Here is an 18,160-nt window from a genome sequence, read left to right on the forward strand (position 1 = left end):
GCTGTTTGAATGGCTTTAGCTGCTTGTCATATCTTGGTGCAGCAACTCATCAAAATATTCGCACATCGGATCATCCGGATTATTGCAAATGGGCAGCATCGTCGTTGCTTTTAGATGTTCTTTGTCCTCAAAGATCTTGGAAGCATAGTCCCAGTTGATAAGATCCCAGAACGTCTCAACATATTTTGGACGTTCATTTCGATAGTCGATATAGTAAGCATGCTCCCATACATCACAGACGAACAACGGTGTCCTGTGGTGTTCAATAGGCGTATGCGCATTGGACGTGGTCTCGATAAGCAGTCTGTCATGCTGATCAAGCACCAGCCATGCCCATCCTGAACCAAACTGTCCCGTTGCGGCCTGCACAAACGTTTCTTTAAACGCATCCATCGAACCGAATGTCTCTTCTATAGCCCTGCGAAACGGATCAGAGGGTTCGGTTTTCATCGGACTTAGCGAATGCCAGTAGAAATTGTGATTAAACGTTTGAGCTGCATTGTTAAAAATCGCACCATCAGACTGATGGATGATTTGCTCTAACGACATCTCTTCGTATTCGGTGCCTTCAATCAGTGCGTTAAGTTTGTTCACGTATCCGGCATGATGTTTTCCGTGATGGTACCGTAAAGTCTCCTCCGAAATATAAGGAGCCAACGCATCCATCTTGTAAGGCAATTGTGGCAATCTATGTTTCATCGTTTCCTCCCGCATTTTTATTTATAGTACCCTTAGTATGATTAAATAAAAATAAATTATGATGATTTATTTCTGATGGCCGTATTCTCTTGCGAGCCTTAACAAAAACGGATTTATTTCATACGTTTTAAAAGCGACTTCCTCAATTCTTTTAGCATTGAAACCGCCCTTGTTGTAGCAGATAACACTACAATCATCACCCTCAAGAAATCCGTCAATGGCATGTGTCACAAAATCAAAAGCCATCAAACGGTCATATACCGTAGGATTGCCTCCGCGTTGTATATGCCCCAGCACAGCGACTCTGGATTCAACGCCTATCTCATTTTCAAACCATTTGGAAATTTGCTGCGCATTGTCTAGGGCTTCAGATACTACGGCTATGAAATATCCCCTTCCCTCTTGAATTTGCCTGCGAAAAGTCTTTTTATACTCTTCAAGCTTATAGGGAATCTCAGGAATAAGACACATCTCCGCACCGCTGGTGAGTGCTGATACCAAAGCCAGATAGCCACAATGACGCCCCATGGTCTCAATGACAAATGCGCGGTTAAAAGAAGAGGCTGTATCGCGAATCGCATCTATGGCGTCCTTGATCACATTGAGCGCTGTATCAACACCTAAACAATACTCCGTACCTGCAATATCGTTGTCTATAGTAGCAGGGATACCGCAAAAACTGATCCTTTCACTCTCCTGGCTTAATTTCTGCATCCCTTTAAAAGAGCCATCACCGCCCAAAACAATGAGGCAGCTTATTTGGTGAATGTTGAGATTTTCGATAGCCTGCTTACGGTACCTCTCTTCCATGAAGCGTTTAGATCTCGAAGAGCGTATCTTGGTACCGCCTCTGGAGATGATGCCTGCAACATCATGATATCCTACACGATGGATGTCATTATCTATGAGTCCTTCAAATCCGTTGTAGATAAAGTACGGTACAAAATCCTTTGCAAAACTATACTCAACAAAACGCTTTAATGCAGCATTCATTCCGGACACATCTCCGCCCGAGCAAAGTATGGCAATATTTTTCACAGACTACCCTTTCTTTTTTTATAGTATACTTTACCACTATTCAGGAAAGATTTCAATAAAATACGTATGAACAATATCATGAAACTCATAGTCGTTGCGTGGTAGAATGACTCTTGACGATTACAATGCACCCTGTAAAATTCAAAATACAAAGAGAGACAAAAAAGAATATGCACAAAGAACCGAAGAAAAATAAAATTTCTCACAAGTCACGCCTCAAACACAATACAAAAATCGAAGAATATCCTGCCTGCACAATAGCTTATGAAGATACCGATTTTCTACAGTCAGATGAAGCAAGAAGCGTCAGACTTCATCTTGACTATCTCAAGGCTGAAATAGAAATGATGAAACAAGGAGTTAAGCACACCATTGTTGTTTTCGGAAGCACTCGTATTGTCCAATCCAATATTGCATTGGACAGGCTTAAAAAAATTGAAAAAAAACTCGAAAGCGAACCCCACTCCCCAAAATTGCTAGAGGCCTTAAAACATGCCGAGAGCATGGTGCGAAAAAGCATTTATTATGACGAAGCAAGAAGATTCGGTCAGATCGCGGGAAAAGAGGGCAACGGATCACGCCATCCTGCGGTCACCATTATGACAGGAGGAGGTCCGGGGATCATGGAAGCGGCCAACCGAGGAGCCATAGATGCAGATGCTAAATCCATAGGGCTCAACATTCAGCTCCCTTTTGAGCAGTCCCCCAACCCCTACATCACTCCGGAACTTTGTTTTGTATTTCACTATTTTGCTATACGTAAACTTCACTTTCTTAATCGCTCAAAAGCTTTTGTTTTTTTCCCGGGAGGATTTGGAACACTTGATGAACTCTTTGAAGTTCTCACACTTATTCAGACCAAAAAAAGTAAACCCATGCCTGTGGTGCTCATCGATAAAATATACTGGCAAAAGGCTATCAATCTTGATTTTCTCATAGAAGAAGGAGTAATTTCGCGTACAGATACAGATATCATTATCTATGCAGACAATGCGCAAGATGCTTGGGATGCGATTGTGGCATGGCACGCCAAAAACAAAACACCGCTTATTTAAAATAGAAAGGTCAGTACATAACTTTTGATTGTGCAGTTGCGTTAAAAAAATTTATAACAAAGAGGTAAAAAGCAACAAAGCCAAGTTATCGTTAACTTGGCTTTAGAGATTTTAGCGTCGACCGCCGCCTCTTGAAGTTGCACCCATACTTCCCATACCGCCTACATTACCCATACTTCCCATACTGTTCATGTGAGAGTTTGTTCCTTTATAGTAGTTGCCGTTATGGTTTTGGTGTTGAAATTGATTTTTCATTTGACTTTCAGCTGCTCTATTTTCTTGTTTAAGCTGATGCTGATAAGAATACTTTCCTGATTCTGCGACAACCTCTTCTGCTACTACTGCAGACGAACCTGCGACCAACAATGTCATTGCGATAAATAAAGTTTTTTTCATGGTGTTTCCTTTGGAGTGATTTTAATTACAAAAGGAGTATAAAAAAAGAGTGTGAAAATAGTGTGAAACGAAAAAAGAAAATTATCGGCGTCCGCCTCCGCCTCCGCCGCCCGGGCCGCCCATATTCATGCTTCCTATATTTGGATTTGAAAATCCTTTGTTAAATTTAAAATTGAAGTTGGATTTATTTTCATAATTGTAGCTTTCTGACTTATCTTTATTTTTAGATTTTTCTGTTTCAGGCAATCCTATTCCGTTGAAATTGCCGTTTTTGTTAAAGATAAAATTTGGCTGTTTTTTTGGTTTATTGTCTGCAGCTCTGATAAGTTTTTTTGATTTGCCCGTTTTTTGAAGAATAGCGCCAAGCGATTTTTCATTTGCGTATAAAGATACTTGCATGATAAGTAAATAGCTTAAAAAAAGACTTATCTTTTTCATACGTGCGCTTCGCCTTGTTTTTTAAAAGCATTATAATAAAAAAAAATGAATAATGTATGAAATCTGCTTTTGATTTGTGTGCTATAATTTTAATTTAGGAGTTTTGATGAATATTTTGGTACTAGAAGATGATATTGCCTTATCAGATATCATAGCTGAATACCTGCGGGACAATCATTTTGTTGTGGATGTCGTATATGACGGAGAAGAGGCATTAAGCCGAGCGTATGAATGCTCTTATGATTTGTATGTACTGGATGTAAATGTTCCGGCAATCAAAGGTTTTGATCTTTTAAAAATGCTACGCGACAAAGGCGACACCACGCCTGCTATCTTTATTACTTCTCTTAATGATATTGAAGATGTATCTGAAGGTTTTAAAAGCGGCGCGGATGACTATCTCAAAAAACCATTTGAACTGGCTGAACTTCTTTTGCGGATTAAGAACATACAAAAACGATCTTTTGCCCAGCAGCGTTCATCTGTCATCAAAATAGATAAAAATATCACATTTAATATAGATACCGAGTTGCTGATTGTAGACACTCAGAGTATTGCTTTGCCGCCCAAAGAACTAAAAGCCCTTAAATACTTTTTACAGCACACCAACACGACCGTTTCTTTCGACGATCTCTATAGAATTATGTGGAATTACGATGAAAACGCTTCGGCCGAATCATTAAGAGCGCACATGAAGAACCTAAGAAAATATTTTGCCCCCAACACGATTCAAAATCTTAGGGGTGAGGGTTACAGGTTTATTATAAAAGCAGATAATTAATGCAAGCCACAACCAAAAGTGTATTGTTTTTTTTGATTGTATACTTAGGATCCATGAGTATTTTCGGAGCAGGTATCGGATATCTTTACTATAGTGATCAAAAAAATGCCCTTATTGAAGAGATGCGGTCCGGCATGCGCAACAAAGCCATCAGCATCAACAGCAGACTTGAATATTATCACGAAACAAAAAGTGAGAACTTTACATTTTATGATGAGGGATACGGTATAGCCCTCTATGACCAAAACAAACAGCTTATCGCTTCGACATTTGACGATCCTATAGATTTTTCAAAACTTTTTTATGCCAACGGATTGGAGTATTATCTTGTTGAGTCTATCTTTAAAGAGTATCTTGGCGTAAAATATATTGTCATTAAACAACATCTCTCAACAGAAAAACTCAACAGCATTCTCAAGCAGATCGGCATCATAGCTCTGTTTGGGTTTTCTTTTTTGCTCTTTGTGTCGCTTCTTTTATCCAAAATTATGCTCTATCCTATCAAAAATCTGATAAATACGCTCAAAACATTTATGAAAAACACTACCCATGAGATGAATACCCCCATCAGCACTATTTTAATGAGCTACGAGCACATGGACAAAACAAATCTTACCGAAAAACAATTTCGCGCTCTTTCACGCATAGATATTGCCGCTAAAACGCTTTCGGGACTCTACAGTGATCTCTCTTTTGTTTCTTTTCATAACTATATCAAATACGAGGACTGCCCTATTGACGTCGAAGAGATTGTTTTGGAGCGCATAAGATACATGGACACCTTAATTCATTTCAAAGAAATAGACATACAGTATGACTTGCAGCACAAAACGATCAATATGGATAAGAGAAAGCTTATTTTAGTGATTGACAACCTGCTTTCAAATGCTATCAAATTTTCTAAAAAGAACGGAAAAATAAAAATCATATTGACGGAAAAATACTACAGTATAAAAGACGACGGGATCGGGATTTCAAAAGAAAATCAAAAAAAGATATTTGAACGCTTTGAATCTTCTCGTCTGCAAGATGGATTTGGAGTGGGACTGGATATTGTCAATCAAATCTGCAAAGAATACAATATCCGCATCCAGCTTAATTCTGAAGTCTCAAAAGGGAGCGAGTTTAAACTGATATGGCCGGCTCAGGAAATCCTGCGCCCCGCATAATAATCGATTTTCCAAACCTCATTTTTTTTAGAAAAATAAAGTTTTTTTTCTTTTTTATTTTCCGTAAAATGTACCGTCATCCTCTCTTCGCCATTCATTTCAACTTCCACAATCTGAATTTCCGGCGATATTTTTCTGTAGGCAAGCTCTGCACAGAGAAGTTCTTCTACTTTCTTTAAGGTCTTATCATCCTCTTCTATTTTTTCAAGAAGCGATTTAAATACCGGATTTTTCAAAGACAAACGCAACCCGAAAGCCTCGAGCGTCATCCGATACGATGAACCTACCATTAACTCTTTGAGCTTTCCAATCGAACCGCCATAAAGCAGTTCGTAATAACGGATGACTATTTCTTCAGGCTTCATTAAAATATCCGTGTTTTTTCTGTCACTCTTGTTTTGCATCGGCATTAAAAATTATTTTTAGCATCTTTGCCGACAAACTATGCTCTTGCAATGGCAGTCTGAAATGCTTCAAGATGGTTCAAGCTTCCTTCTTTTAAATTTTCATAAACACTAACCACATCAGCTGGCATACCTATGCATGCCTCTTCAAGATCTTTGATGTCTTTAATTTCGATAAGTTCCCCAACTTTAAGCGCATCCAGCAAAGACTCTTCTCCGCTCATCATAAGTTCATCATATAGCGTTTGCAAAAGCGGCAGAACAAACTCGCCAACTTTTGTTTCATCCACTTCGGAAACATCTACCCCGTACTTGACACAAAGCTCTCTGGCTGAATCCATATGTCTTTGCTCGGAAAGCTGGATGGAGGCAAATGTTTGTTCTTCTGTGTAAATATTTCCCAGCGTGACATATGCATCTCTGGCTACTTTTTCTTCTTGATAGATAAAAAAAAGTTCATCTTTCTGCTCAGCGGTAAGTTCCGATATTTCTTTTGGTCCTTTGGCATAAGCAGAAGCTGACATGAGTGTCATTGCACCCGCCGCTCCCGTCATCGCCATTTTTGATAAAAAACTTCTGCGGCTTTCAATTTTTTTATTCATTTTGTATCCTTTTTGTTTATTTGGGAAGCCTATTTTAAAAAGATAGTGTGAAACTGGTATGAAATTAATGCCGAGATTGTTTCACCCATCTAATCATTTTTTTTCTTTTCACAAACTACAAGCCAAATCAAGCCAAAAAACCTTAAGAAGAAATTAATCCAAAGCGGCACTCTCCAAGCGTAACAATCTTGCCTTTTTGCAGTTGTGCAAGGATGTACTTCAGTGTTGATTCTGCATCGGTTTGGGGCATTTCTTCTTGGATAATACGCAGTGCTTGCTCTTTGGTGGTTTTTGACCATTTTTTTTCGTAGATATATCGGGTATAAAACTCCACGTTCCTATACCCATCCCAATTCTGCAAAAATAGGCTCTATTTCCACCCACCACTGCTCCAGTCTGACAGCAACATCATTGATGGCATTTTCTTCTTCTTTCCACTCTTTGAGCTTTTCGATAACGGCAGGCTTAATCTCTTGTGAAATTTGATCTGAATGTTCAATATGTTCAATGGTTTCTTCTATTTTTTGCTTCACGGCATACTCCTTTTTTGTCATTGTATTTCATTATGATAGGATTGTCAATAGAAGATAAAGTCTACTTTTCCCAACTCCATAAAAGCACCAATACGCTATAATCCAGGCAATACTATAACCTACAAATGGAATATACCTATGAGTGAAACAACAAAAAAAGCTGTCTACAACCCAAAAGAAATAGAGGAACACTACTATAAAATCTGGGAAGAACGCGGTTATTTTGAAATTGACGGAAACCGTAACATACAAGAACCGGATAAACATTTTGCCATCATGATGCCCCCGCCAAACATCACCGGAAGCTTGCATATCGGCCATGCCCTAACCTTTACGCTGCAGGATATTATCACACGCTATAAAAGAATGGACGGTTTCAAGACCCTTTGGCAGCCCGGTACCGATCATGCGGGTATCGCTACACAGAATGTCGTGGAAAAACATCTTTTGGCCGAAGGAACTACCAAAGAGGCGCTCGGCAGAGAGGCATTTTTGGAGCGTGTCTGGAAATGGAAAGAGTACTCAGGCGGAACCATCGTACATCAGATGAGAAAACTCGGCGTCTCTCCGGCTTGGTCAAGAGAGAGATTTACGATGGATGAGGGTCTTAAAGAAGCGGTTAAAGAGGCTTTCGTTCACCTCTACAATGAAGGGATGATCGTCCAGAACAACTATATGGTCAACTGGTGTACGCATGACGGCGCCCTTTCAGACATCGAAGTCGAACATGAAGAAGTTAACGGCAAATTCTACCATATGAATTACCATTTTGCCGACGGAAGCGGATATGTCACGGTTGCAACCACAAGGCCGGAGACTTACTTTGGCGATACCGCGATCATGGTAAATCCCAACGACGAGAGATACAAAAACATCATAGGCAAAGAGGTTGTCTTGCCGCTGACGGATAGAAAGATCAAGGTCATTGCAGATGAGCATGTCGATATGGAATTTGGAACGGGGGTCGTGAAAGTCACGCCTGCGCACGACCAGAACGACTACGAAGTCGGAAAAAGACATGATCTTGAGTTCATCACCGTATTTGACGAGAAAGGCATCCTGAATGACTACTGCGGCGAATTTGCAGGGATGGAGAGGCTAAAAGCCAGAAAGCCGATCGTAGAGAAATTGGAGCGTGAAGGATTTATCGTCAAGATCGAAGAGCATGTCCATCAGGTCGGCCACTGCTACCGGTGCAAAAACATCGTCGAACCGTATATCTCCAAACAGTGGTTTGTACGCAGCGAAGTGGCAAAAAAAAGTATCGAAAAAACCTATGCAGGGGAAGCGAAGTTCCACCCGCCGCATTGGCTCAATTCTTACCGTGCATGGATGGACGAACTCAGAGACTGGTGCATCTCCAGACAGCTTTGGTGGGGACACCGCATCCCTGTATTTTACTGCGACGACTGCGGTCACCAGTGGGCAGACAAGCATGACGCTCCTGAATCCTGCCCGCACTGTGCAAGCAAAAATATCCATCAAGACCCCGATGTGCTCGACACATGGTTCTCCTCGGCCCTTTGGGCTTTCTCTCCGCTTGGCTGGGGAAATAACGGAAAAATGGCCGATACTTACAATGATACAGATCTGAAAGATTTCTACCCCAACTCGCTGCTGATCACGGGGTTTGACATCATGTTCTTCTGGGTGGCAAGGATGATGATGATGGGTGAACACTTTATGGGAGAATTGCCGTTTAAAGATATCTATATGCACGCGCTTGTGCGCGACGAGTACGGGGCCAAAATGAGCAAGTCCAAAGGAAATGTCATCGATCCTCTGGATATGGTCGAAGAGCACAGTGCAGATATCATCCGCTTTACCCTCGCATTCCTTGCAGTTCAGGGACGCGATATCAAACTGGGCGCGAAGAACCTTGAACAGTTCAGAAACTTCACCAACAAGCTTTACAATGCAAGCAACTTCCTGCAGATGAATGTAGATAAGTTTAATGATCTTGCTGATACGAAAATTGAAACACCCCTTGGTCATTATATGCAATATAGATTATCTCTTGCAGTTGAAGAAATGAGAGATGCTTTGGATTCATATCGTTTTAATGATGCTGCTTCAATCCTCTACAGATTTGTATGGAATGAGTTTTGTGACTGGGGAATAGAATACTCCAAAGCCTCTAAAGAGTCTATTCCTGAACTTGGAGCTATCTTTAAAGAAACTTTGAAAATGATCTCACCGTTTATGCCATTTATTGCAGATCATTTGTATCATAAATTGAGTGGGACTTCATTGGAAGAAGGTGAATCTTTGATGATAAAAAAATTTCCTAATGATATCCATAGAACAATAATTTATGATAATCTCTTTTCACATATTGAAGAGGCGATTACTGCTATTAGAAGAGCAAAAGTTGTTATCGATATGGGTAACAGCAAAATAGCTAAAGCATATATCAAATCAAATCTTATAAGCAATGACCCAACAAAATTATTTAGTATTCAAACTGTAAAACCATTTATCCAAAAGCTTGCAAAAGTTGAAGATGTTGAGTTGGTTGATACGAAAGTAGAAAATGCTGTTACTGATATTGCAGATACTCTTGAAGTCTATATTCCGACCGAGGATATCGATCTAAGCGCCATCATAAGCAAACTGGCCAAACAAAAAGAAAAATTGGATAAAGAGATCGCCAAACTCAGCGGCATGCTCAACAATGAAAGATTTGTAGCCAATGCCCCCGCGCAAGTGATCTCAGAGAACAAACAGGCACTTCAGGACGCTCAGGAAAAGATGGATAAAGTCAAAGCAGAGCTTCAAGGACTTGGTGCATAAATGCCCGACAAAGCCTGCAATGCTCTTTTTGCAAAAGCGCATAAAAAACCAAAGAGATCATGCTGTACATACAACAGGACGGAAAAATTGTTTTTTGATCCAAGAACGCATGTAGTCATTTTAAATATTTAAAAAGAGGAGTATATTATTTTTCAAACAATAGGTTTGCCGCTTATAGTGCTGCTTCCTTTTTTGGGAGCAGCAATCGTAGCCGTTGTTGCGCAAAAAAATAGAATTGCAAGTGCCTGGGGAGCAGGAACTGTCGCCATACTCTCCATGGCCATATTGACCAATTTGGCATATTTGCCATTTGAAGGACTAACGCTTGTTCGCTCTTGGAACTGGATACCCTCCATCGGACTTGCGTTTGCCTTTAGGCTTGACGGATTAGGGCTTCTTTTTGCTTATTTGATCCTCATCATTGGTTTGCTTGTTATTATATATGCAAGATATTATATCTCCTCACGCGACAGCATGGGAAGATTCTATTCTTACCTTTTGCTCTTTATGGGCTCGATGCTTGGGATTGTCCTGTCAGAAAACGTGCTTCAGCTTGCGGTATTTTGGGAGCTCACCTCGCTGAGTTCATTTTTGCTTATTAGCTATTGGCAGCACAAACCCGAAGGAAGAGACGGCGCAAAAATGGCATTGACCATCACAGGTGGCGGCGGACTTGCGATGCTTGCGGGCATATTGCTGCTTGGACATGCAGCAGGAAGCTATAATTTAAGCGATATCCTTGCGGCCGGCGATGCGATAAGATCACACTCTTTATACACTCCCATTATTTTACTTGTACTGCTTGGAGTATTTACCAAATCAGCTCAATTTCCATTTCATTTTTGGCTTCCCCATGCTATGGCAGCCCCCACGCCTGTATCGGCATACCTTCATTCAGCCACCATGGTCAAAGCGGGTATCTTTTTGCTCGCAAGGCTTTACCCTGCCCTTAGCGGTACGGAAGCATGGATCATACTGGTTTCAACAGCGGGTATGATTACGCTTTTGCTTGGCGCTTTTACTGCTCTGTTTAAGCATGACCTGAAAGGACTTTTGGCTTATTCTACCATCAGTCATCTTGGTCTCATCACCTTGCTTTTTGGCTTTTCGACTCCATTGGCTACCGTGGCTGCTCTTTTTCATATCATCAATCACGCCACATTTAAAGCATCACTTTTTATGGTTGCGGGCATCATTGATCACGAAACAGGAACCAGAGACATGAGGCGGCTAGGAGGCCTGTGGGATTTTATGCCTCATACGGCGACCCTGGCAATGATAGCAGCCTCGGCTATGGCCGGTGTTCCTTTGCTCAATGGATTTTTAAGCAAAGAGATGTTTTTTGAAAGAACGCTCATCGATGAAACGCTTTTAAATTTTTTGTCCCCCCTCTTTGCTACGCTGGCGGGGGCTTTCGCAGTGGCATATTCTATCAGGTTTATTCATAATGTATTTTTTAACGGTCAAATAAAAGATTTGCCAAAAAATCCGCATGAACCCCCCAGGTTTATGAAAATACCTGTTGATTTACTGGTTGTTGCTTGTTTTGCCGTAGGAACACTTCCCATGTTCACTGTGGCTCCTTTATTGGCTATTGCTGTGACAGGGTCGCTGCAAACTCCGCTTCCTGAGTATTCCCTTGCGCTCTGGCATGGTTTTACTTTGCCGCTCCTGATGAGTTTTATTGCATTTTTTGGGGGAATTTTTATTTACCGCCAAAGAAAAGCGCTATTTGCATGGTATGAAAAAAACGTATCGCGAATTGACGCAAGAGTGCCCTACAATAAAATACTCAATGCTCTATTTGGTTTAGCAGACTATATCACTTCAGGATTCAACAAAGAGTCTCTGCAAACAATGATTGCATGGACGCTGGCAGCATCATTTTTAGCAGTATTTGCAGGATTCTCCTATGGAGATTCGCCACTATTTGGCAACAGAGCTTTTTTGAGCATGGATTGGATTGCAATCGCGGTTGCTTCCATTCTTATCATAGCAATCATTGCAACGGTGCTGATGCATAAAAACAGATTGGCTTCACTTGTTTCGCTTGGGGTCGCAGGACTTATTGTTTCATTGATATTTATTAAGTTTTCAGCACCTGATTTGGCTTTAACCCAACTTAGCGTTGAAGTGGTGACGATAATACTCATACTGCTTGCGCTTTATTATCTTCCGCAATATACACCAAAAGAATCATCTAAATTCAAAATAATCCAAGACCTCATTCTCTCTATTGGCGGAGGCGTAGGCGTTTTTGTGCTTACTTTGGCGGTATTAAGCAGAGAATATACCGCTATTGGAACCTATTTTTTAGAAAATGCGCTCACAGGCGGCGGCGGAACAAATGTCGTCAATGTGATTTTGGTTGATTTTAGAGGATTTGATACCCTGGGAGAGATTACTGTTTTAGCGATTGCCGGACTTGGCATACTTGCCATGCTTCAAGGACTCAAACTCTATGCACCGTCAAAAGACATCCATGGGTTTGCCTGGTCAACAGATATCTATCCATCAATACTTCAAACACTTGCGAGATTGCTGCTTCCATTGATGCTCATGGTGAGTATCTATATATTTTTAAGAGGACATAATCTTCCCGGCGGAGGATTTATTGCCGGGCTCATTGCTTCCATAGCGCTTGTTGTTCAGTATCTTGCAAATGGAATAGCATGGACAAGAAAAAGAATTCCTTTTGGTACCCACAATCTGATTGCTTACGGATTACTGATTGCTGTGGCGACAGGACTTGTATCAATGGCGATCGGGTATCCGTTTTTAACTTCTGCCTTTACGCATCTTGATTGGCCCTTGATCGGGGAATTTGAGATTGCCAGCGCTATTGCTTTTGATCTGGGAGTCTTCCTGGTTGTGGTTGGCACTACCGTTATGATACTTGTGCAGCTAGGTAAACTAAGTCTCAATTCCCACAAAACTCACAAAAAAAAATCTAAAGAGGGGCAAAACCTATGGAAATAATACTTGCTTTAATTATTGCTGTTTTAACGGCTGCGGGTATATTTTTAATACTCCGGGCAAGAACCTATCCTGTGGTTTTGGGACTTACCATGCTTGCTTACGGCGTCAATCTTTTTTTATTTGCCATGGGAAGATTGCATATTGACAAAGCTGCTATTTTAAAAAATAACGCAGAATATGCCGATCCTCTTCCTCAGGCACTTGTTTTAACAGCCATTGTTATCGGATTTGCCATGACTGCATTTGTCATCGCACTTTCTTTAAAAGCCTACAGTAAATTTGGAAACGATCACGTAAACGGAACACCCGCAAAAAGGAAAGACAAATAATGCATCTAGCTATTTTGCCCATTTTAATTCCTTTGATGGCAGGGATTTTATTGCTTCTTGTTAAACATTTTGGACTAAAAAATCAAAGAATTTTATCAGTTACCATGATGATAGTTTTGATCATCATCTCTTTTTTGGCATTGTTTCAGGTTTTACAAAACAATCTCGTCATCTATGCGGTTGGCGGTTGGCAAGCTCCTTTTGGCATCGTCTTGGTTCTGGATAGGTTATCCATTTTAATGGTTATCGTCACATCACTTTTAGCCCTTGGCGCATTGTGGTATGCCATAGCCAGCGATACAGACAAAATGGGTGCGCACTTTCATGTCCTTTTTCAATTACAGCTTTTTGGTCTAAATGGTGCTTTTTTAACGGGAGATCTCTTTAACTTATTTGTATTTTTTGAGATTTTACTCCTTGCTTCGTACAGTCTGCTGCTTCATGGTGAGGGCAACGGAAGAACAAAAGCCGGGCTTCATTATGTGGTGATCAACCTTGTAGGATCAACTTTATTTTTATTTGCAGTTGGCACGCTCTATGGGATTGTTGGCACCTTGAACATAGCAGATCTTGCCAATAAAATATCTATTTTACCAAGCAGCAATGTAGGTATTGTCGCAGCTGCTGGACTTTTGCTTTTGGTTGTATTTGGATTAAAGGCGGCTATGTTTCCGCTTTATCTGTGGTTGCCCGGTGCATACAGCAAAACGTCGGCTCCTGTTGCGGCGCTTTTTGCCATTATGACCAAAGTCGGAATTTATGCCATCATAAGAGTACATGGTACTATTTTTAGTGACAATGCCGGTGAACTTGCGAACTACTATGCACCTTGGGTATTGAACGCCGGGCTTATAACACTTGTTATGGCCACTTTTGGCGCCATGAGCGCAAAAGAACTTAAAAATCAGATAGCTTACTTAGTGCTTGCTTCGGTGTCAACACTTCTCATTTCCATAGGAATGCATAGTGTTGCCGCCATGAGCGGGGCAATTTATTATATGATTCATTCTACGCTTATAGCCGGCGGCTTTTTTTTGCTTTCAGATATCATTGTGCGTTCAAGAGGCCAAATAAGAGGAAAGCTTATAAAAGCACCTTTATTTAGCAATAGTGTTTTTATCGGCAGTTTGTTTTTTTTGTATGCGGTCGCGATCGCGTCAATGCCCCCTCTTTCAGGTTTTTTTGGAAAACTAATGATACTTTTTGCTGCTATCGATCATCAGCACGCAGGAATAATTTTGACTGTTGTTTTGCTAAGCGGTTTGTTTATTGTCGTCACTTTGGCAAAGACCGGCTCTCAGATATTTTACGATACGGACAATTCGGTTGAGCCGATTCACACAAAGATCACGAACAAATATTTTTCTCCTGTACTATTTTTATTTATATTTGCTCCGCTTATGGCAATCTTTGCAAATCCGATCACCGAGTTTACCCATCATACAGCAGAAATGATCTTTAATACAAACGCTTACATTGAGGCGGTTTTAAATATCTCCACGGAGACACGCCAATGAAAAAAATAAAAACTTTTTTACCGCATCCCATTCTAAGTATCGCGCTGGTATTTATGTGGCTCTTGCTCAACAATACATTATCTGCAGGACATGTTATGCTGGGTACCATTCTTGCCGTTTTGATACCCTGGTTTACCTCTGATTTCTGGCCTGAGCAGATTTGCGTAAAACATCCTTTAACTTTTTTGAAATTCACCGGCATAGTAGCGTACGACATACTTGTAGCAAATATTGCTGTTTCGAGGCTGATACTGGGTCCGAACAAAAATCTAAAACCAACCTTTTTCAATCTTCCGCTTGATATAAAACATCCTCTTGGGATAAGCCTGTTAGCCAGTACCATTTCACTGACGCCCGGTACTGTGAGTTGTGATTTGAGCGAGGATAAAACATATCTCATCATTCACGGTCTGAGCATAAACAATATAGATCAAGCTATCGATGAAATAAAAACAAGATATGAAAAACCGCTTATGGAGGTATTTAAACTATGCTAGAATTTGTACTTTCTGTTGCTATTGGTATGATTGTTGTGGCACTTTTTTTAAATGTCTACAGGCTCATTGCCGGTCCCGGCATACCCGATAGAATTTTAGCCTTAGATACACTTTACATCAATTCCATTGTATTGTTAATCCTTTTTGGTCTGTACCTTGGAAGCACTTTATACTTTGAAGCTGCTTTGCTTATTGCGGTAATGGGATTTGTAGGCACCGTTGCGCTTAGCAAATATTTGCTTCGCGGCGATATCATAGAATAAGGGAGATAACATGTTTGAAATTGTACTGGCTATACTTGTTTTTGTGGGTGCTTTTTTTACACTGGTTGGTTCTATCGGCATCGTGAAGCTGCCGGATTTTTTTACGAGACTTCATGGTCCCACAAAAGCTACCACTTTGGGTGCGGGAGCTATTTTAATAGCTTCGAGTATTTTCTTTTTTGTCAGTTCGGGCGAATTGAGCCTTCATGAAATTCTTATTACGCTTTTTTTATTTATAACTGCTCCGATAAGCGCCCATCTAATGGCAAAATCAGCCTTGCATTTAAAGCAAAAAGAAAACAATAAATAGTGCTGAAAAAAGCAAAACCATAAAAAGAGTATAGGCGTATATGTCTAAAAAATCATTTTAAACGCAAAGATATCTTTGCGCAAACTCATCTTGAGGCATTGGTTCATTAAAATAAAATCCTTGATAATATAATTGGTCATCAAGTTCCGCAAGCAATGACTTCTGTGCTTCATTCTCGACACCCACTACTATTGTTCTATAATTAAACTGTCTGCCTATATCCAGTATTGCTGTCAACAATGCAATCTCTTTTGGGTCATCTACAATATCTTTTATAAATTCTTTGTCAATTTTTAGTGTATTGCATGACAGCCTCTTCAAGTAAGCAAGAGAAGAATATCCTGCACCAAAATCATTGATAGCACATTTCACTCCATGCTCCTGCAGAGTATTGATGATACCTTGGGCATATTCAAAATTATCTATCAAAGAACGTTCCGTAATTTCAAGCATAATGGCATCAGATTCTATGTGATACGCTTTAAGTTTTGCTAAAAAAAGCTGAGCAAAATTTTCCTCAAGCAATTGTCTGGCATTCACATTGAGAGAAATATACGAAATACTCCATTGATTTTCTTTTTTCCAGTTCGCAATAATTTGACATAAAGCATCCACCATCCACCATGTAATTTCTCCCAGCAAACCTGCTTTTATAGCCAACGGTATAAAGTCTGCGGGTGCAAGCAACCCTTTTTCGGGATGATTCCAGCGTATCAGTGTTTCAGCCCTGGCAACTCTATTGTCTTTGATAGAAACAATCGGCTGAAAGAAAACTTCAAATTGGTTGTTAGCAACAGCTGCGGTAAGCTCATGCTGCAGCATAAAAAGTTCTTTTTGTGCTCTATCCAGGTCTTCATCGTAGTAAGAGAGATGTTTTTTGGCTTTTTTGGCTTGATACATGGTAAGATCGGCATGACGAATGATCTCTTCTATATTATTCTCTTTTGGATCAACAACAATAATGCCGATACTCGCCTGAAGATGCAAATGAAAACCTTTAATAGCAAATACCTCCAAAAAAACATTTTTTATCTTTTCTGCATATGCTTCGGCATACTCTTTTGTTTTCGTTTTTTCCTCAAAAATATAGGGACGAACAATAACAAACTCATCACCTCCCAGCCTGAATATTTCACATTTTTCATCTAAAGTTGTCTTTAGTCGGTCAGAAACGGCTATCAAAACATGATCGCCCACGCTATGGCCTAAAGAATCATTGATGCCCTTAAATTCATCTAAATCCAAATAATACAAAAGAGAATAAAAACTGGTATGCTTTTCGTCTTGAATAAGCTCTTGCATATAATTCTTAAGTCCTCTTCGGTTCAAAAGCCCTGTCAATTCATCGTGCTGCGCCATATAGGCCAACTCTTTTAATGCAAAATGTTCTTTGGTTTTGTCGTCAACAATGACGATGCCTCCCAGCCGCTTACCGCTGCCATTTAAGGGAAAACATTTTGCTTCCAGCCAAAGCACTCTGTCTTTAGAGATAGGGTATGTGCCGGCATAATTTTGAGAATGCCCCTCCAATGCCTGCTCCATCGCGGCAAACAACTTTCTCTCCGGCAACAGGTTTAAATCAAATCCCATCATCTCTTCGGCATGCTGGCCGAAAAGCGTATGAAACTGGGGATTAAAATTGGTGATATGCAATTGGGAATCATAGGAAAAAATTGCCATTGGCGCTTCTTTGAAAATATCATGAAGCATCATTTTGCTTTCCTGAAGCTCTTTATTTTGCAGGCTTTGCTTGTATGATCTTGCTATCATCATCAGCTGCGATAGATAATACAAAACAATCAGCGCCACAAGAACACTCTGCATCTGCAGATAGCTGCCGGCCAATGTCGCAGCAATAAGAGGAAACAGAATGATAGTAATATATCCTATGGCAATACGGGGATCAGCTGACAAAGAGATAGCCGAAGCAGCCGTAATGCCCACCAGCACGGTTACAATAAAAAGCTGATAATACGCTTCTACGTAATGGATAAAAGCAAAACCAAGCAAAGAAATCAAAAAAGCTGTTGTAAATGCCATGCAGGCAAACCGCTTATACCAAACTTCCATTGTATAGGTTTGGGGCATTTTTTTAAAAATGTATGCTTCTTTCAGTCGATACAGCAACAAAGAGCCCAATACAGCACTCCAAATCACTATGGCATACGAAAGCGAAGAAAAAAGGAAAACAGCTGTCAACACCACAACACTCATTGCAGCAAGAATGCTTTTTTCAGATAACACATACAATGTACTTATGACCATCTGATCCGTACTTTGTAATTTTTTTATTTTTTGCAATAAATTAATAAAGTCCATAAAAGATTATACATTAAAATTGTATTTACACTATTTAT

The 18,160-nt window shown here is 40.3% G+C and carries 19 protein-coding genes; 10 read left to right on the forward strand and 9 right to left on the reverse strand.

The window, feature by feature from the left end; genetic code table 11:
• Positions 1–15: 15 nt before the first annotated feature.
• Both CFH81_01745 and CFH81_01750 read right to left on the reverse strand, forming a co-directional pair.
• Complete coding sequence (locus CFH81_01745; GenBank protein ID DAB41045.1) at positions 16–699, reverse strand: superoxide dismutase [Fe]; 684 nt, start codon at positions 697–699, stop codon at positions 16–18.
• A 66-nt stretch (positions 700–765) separates the two neighbouring features.
• Positions 766–1,737: a 6-phosphofructokinase gene (locus tag CFH81_01750; GenBank protein ID DAB41046.1), complete on the reverse strand. Its 972-nt coding sequence runs from the start codon at positions 1,735–1,737 to the stop codon at positions 766–768.
• Between the two features lie 170 nt (positions 1,738–1,907).
• Between CFH81_01750 and CFH81_01755 the strand changes: the two genes are divergently transcribed.
• Positions 1,908–2,792, forward strand: coding sequence for a TIGR00730 family Rossman fold protein (locus CFH81_01755; protein ID DAB41415.1), 885 nt, complete (start codon positions 1,908–1,910; stop codon positions 2,790–2,792).
• 111 nt (positions 2,793–2,903) lie between these two features.
• Here the strand turns inward: CFH81_01755 and CFH81_01760 are convergent, their stop codons facing one another.
• Both CFH81_01760 and CFH81_01765 read right to left on the reverse strand, forming a co-directional pair.
• Entirely contained in the window at positions 2,904–3,188 is a 285-nt protein-coding gene (locus CFH81_01760; protein ID DAB41047.1) for a hypothetical protein, read from the reverse strand.
• Positions 3,189–3,269: 81 nt separating this feature from the next.
• Positions 3,270–3,626, reverse strand: coding sequence for a hypothetical protein (locus tag CFH81_01765; GenBank protein DAB41048.1), 357 nt, complete (start codon positions 3,624–3,626; stop codon positions 3,270–3,272).
• Positions 3,627–3,732: 106 nt separating this feature from the next.
• On the opposite strand from CFH81_01765, the gene CFH81_01770 reads away from it, so the two are divergent.
• Both CFH81_01770 and CFH81_01775 read left to right on the forward strand, forming a co-directional pair.
• Positions 3,733–4,407, forward strand: coding sequence for a two-component system response regulator (locus CFH81_01770; GenBank protein DAB41049.1), 675 nt, complete (start codon positions 3,733–3,735; stop codon positions 4,405–4,407).
• A complete protein-coding gene (locus CFH81_01775; GenBank protein ID DAB41050.1) occupies positions 4,407–5,576 on the forward strand; it encodes a hypothetical protein in 1,170 nt (389 codons plus the stop codon). Before CFH81_01770 ends, CFH81_01775 begins: the two co-directional genes overlap by 1 nt.
• Here the strand turns inward: CFH81_01775 and CFH81_01780 are convergent.
• From CFH81_01780 to CFH81_01795, 4 genes are all read right to left on the reverse strand, one after another.
• Positions 5,552–5,986, reverse strand: a complete 435-nt coding sequence (locus CFH81_01780) for a hypothetical protein (protein ID DAB41051.1) — start codon at positions 5,984–5,986, stop codon at positions 5,552–5,554. The two genes, CFH81_01775 and CFH81_01780, sit on opposite strands and share 25 nt — an antisense overlap.
• A 32-nt stretch (positions 5,987–6,018) precedes the next feature.
• A complete protein-coding gene (locus CFH81_01785) occupies positions 6,019–6,582 on the reverse strand; it encodes a hypothetical protein (GenBank protein DAB41052.1) in 564 nt (187 codons plus the stop codon).
• 142 nt (positions 6,583–6,724) lie between these two features.
• The gene (locus CFH81_01790) at positions 6,725–6,943 is read right to left on the reverse strand and encodes a hypothetical protein (protein DAB41053.1); all 219 of its coding nucleotides are present in this window, start codon (positions 6,941–6,943) and stop codon (positions 6,725–6,727) included.
• Positions 6,921–7,115, reverse strand: coding sequence for a hypothetical protein (locus CFH81_01795; protein ID DAB41054.1), 195 nt, complete (start codon positions 7,113–7,115; stop codon positions 6,921–6,923). The genes CFH81_01790 and CFH81_01795 overlap by 23 nt, the downstream gene beginning before the upstream one ends.
• A 138-nt stretch (positions 7,116–7,253) precedes the next feature.
• Between CFH81_01795 and CFH81_01800 the strand changes: the two genes are divergently transcribed.
• The 7 genes from CFH81_01800 to CFH81_01830 all read left to right on the forward strand — a co-directional run bounded on the left by CFH81_01800 (position 7,254) and on the right by CFH81_01830 (position 15,803).
• On the forward strand, positions 7,254–9,908 hold the full coding sequence (locus tag CFH81_01800; protein DAB41055.1) for a valine--tRNA ligase: 2,655 nt from the start codon (positions 7,254–7,256) through the stop codon (positions 9,906–9,908).
• A gap of 144 nt (positions 9,909–10,052) precedes the next feature.
• Positions 10,053–12,887, forward strand: coding sequence for a monovalent cation/H+ antiporter subunit A (locus CFH81_01805; GenBank protein DAB41056.1), 2,835 nt, complete (start codon positions 10,053–10,055; stop codon positions 12,885–12,887).
• A complete protein-coding gene (locus CFH81_01810) occupies positions 12,878–13,216 on the forward strand; it encodes a Na+/H+ antiporter subunit C (protein DAB41057.1) in 339 nt (112 codons plus the stop codon). Before CFH81_01805 ends, CFH81_01810 begins: the two co-directional genes overlap by 10 nt.
• Positions 13,216–14,733 (forward strand): monovalent cation/H+ antiporter subunit D, encoded by a 1,518-nt coding sequence (locus CFH81_01815; GenBank protein ID DAB41058.1) that lies wholly within the window; start codon positions 13,216–13,218, stop codon positions 14,731–14,733. Before CFH81_01810 ends, CFH81_01815 begins: the two co-directional genes overlap by 1 nt.
• Positions 14,730–15,230, forward strand: a complete 501-nt coding sequence (locus tag CFH81_01820; GenBank protein DAB41059.1) for a Na+/H+ antiporter subunit E — start codon at positions 14,730–14,732, stop codon at positions 15,228–15,230. Before CFH81_01815 ends, CFH81_01820 begins: the two co-directional genes overlap by 4 nt.
• Positions 15,224–15,493, forward strand: a complete 270-nt coding sequence (locus CFH81_01825) for a K+/H+ antiporter subunit F (GenBank protein DAB41060.1) — start codon at positions 15,224–15,226, stop codon at positions 15,491–15,493. Before CFH81_01820 ends, CFH81_01825 begins: the two co-directional genes overlap by 7 nt.
• Before the next feature lie 10 nt (positions 15,494–15,503).
• Entirely contained in the window at positions 15,504–15,803 is a 300-nt protein-coding gene (locus CFH81_01830) for a Na+/H+ antiporter subunit G (GenBank protein ID DAB41061.1), read from the forward strand.
• A gap of 57 nt (positions 15,804–15,860) precedes the next feature.
• On the opposite strand, the gene CFH81_01835 is transcribed toward CFH81_01830, so the two are convergent.
• The gene (locus tag CFH81_01835) at positions 15,861–18,122 is read right to left on the reverse strand and encodes a hypothetical protein (protein DAB41062.1); all 2,262 of its coding nucleotides are present in this window, start codon (positions 18,120–18,122) and stop codon (positions 15,861–15,863) included.
• Between the last annotated feature and the right edge of the window lie 38 nt (positions 18,123–18,160).

Origin of the sequence: Sulfurovum sp. UBA12169 (genome assembly GCA_002742845.1) — a bacterium.
Taxonomy (GTDB): Bacteria; Campylobacterota; Campylobacteria; order Campylobacterales; family Sulfurovaceae; genus Sulfurovum.

Excerpts from the sequence above, each read along its gene's own strand:
- CFH81_01775 (DAB41050.1), top strand. The coding sequence starts at position 4,407 with ATGCAAGCCACAACCAAAAGTGTATTGTTTTTTTTGATTGTATACTTA.
- CFH81_01830 (DAB41061.1), top strand. The coding sequence starts at position 15,504 with ATGTTTGAAATTGTACTGGCTATACTTGTTTTTGTGGGTGCTTTTTTT.
- CFH81_01745 (DAB41045.1), bottom strand. The coding sequence starts at position 699 with ATGAAACATAGATTGCCACAATTGCCTTACAAGATGGATGCGTTGGCT.
- CFH81_01760 (DAB41047.1), bottom strand. The coding sequence starts at position 3,188 with ATGAAAAAAACTTTATTTATCGCAATGACATTGTTGGTCGCAGGTTCG.
- CFH81_01765 (DAB41048.1), bottom strand. The coding sequence starts at position 3,626 with ATGAAAAAGATAAGTCTTTTTTTAAGCTATTTACTTATCATGCAAGTA.
- CFH81_01780 (DAB41051.1), bottom strand. The coding sequence starts at position 5,986 with ATGCCGATGCAAAACAAGAGTGACAGAAAAAACACGGATATTTTAATG.
- CFH81_01810 (DAB41057.1), top strand. The coding sequence starts at position 12,878 with ATGGAAATAATACTTGCTTTAATTATTGCTGTTTTAACGGCTGCGGGT.
- CFH81_01755 (DAB41415.1), top strand. The coding sequence starts at position 1,908 with ATGCACAAAGAACCGAAGAAAAATAAAATTTCTCACAAGTCACGCCTC.
- CFH81_01825 (DAB41060.1), top strand. The coding sequence starts at position 15,224 with ATGCTAGAATTTGTACTTTCTGTTGCTATTGGTATGATTGTTGTGGCA.
- CFH81_01820 (DAB41059.1), top strand. The coding sequence starts at position 14,730 with ATGAAAAAAATAAAAACTTTTTTACCGCATCCCATTCTAAGTATCGCG.
- CFH81_01815 (DAB41058.1), top strand. The coding sequence starts at position 13,216 with ATGCATCTAGCTATTTTGCCCATTTTAATTCCTTTGATGGCAGGGATT.
- CFH81_01835 (DAB41062.1), bottom strand. The coding sequence starts at position 18,122 with ATGGACTTTATTAATTTATTGCAAAAAATAAAAAAATTACAAAGTACG.
- CFH81_01800 (DAB41055.1), top strand. The coding sequence starts at position 7,254 with ATGAGTGAAACAACAAAAAAAGCTGTCTACAACCCAAAAGAAATAGAG.
- CFH81_01770 (DAB41049.1), top strand. The coding sequence starts at position 3,733 with ATGAATATTTTGGTACTAGAAGATGATATTGCCTTATCAGATATCATA.
- CFH81_01785 (DAB41052.1), bottom strand. The coding sequence starts at position 6,582 with ATGAATAAAAAAATTGAAAGCCGCAGAAGTTTTTTATCAAAAATGGCG.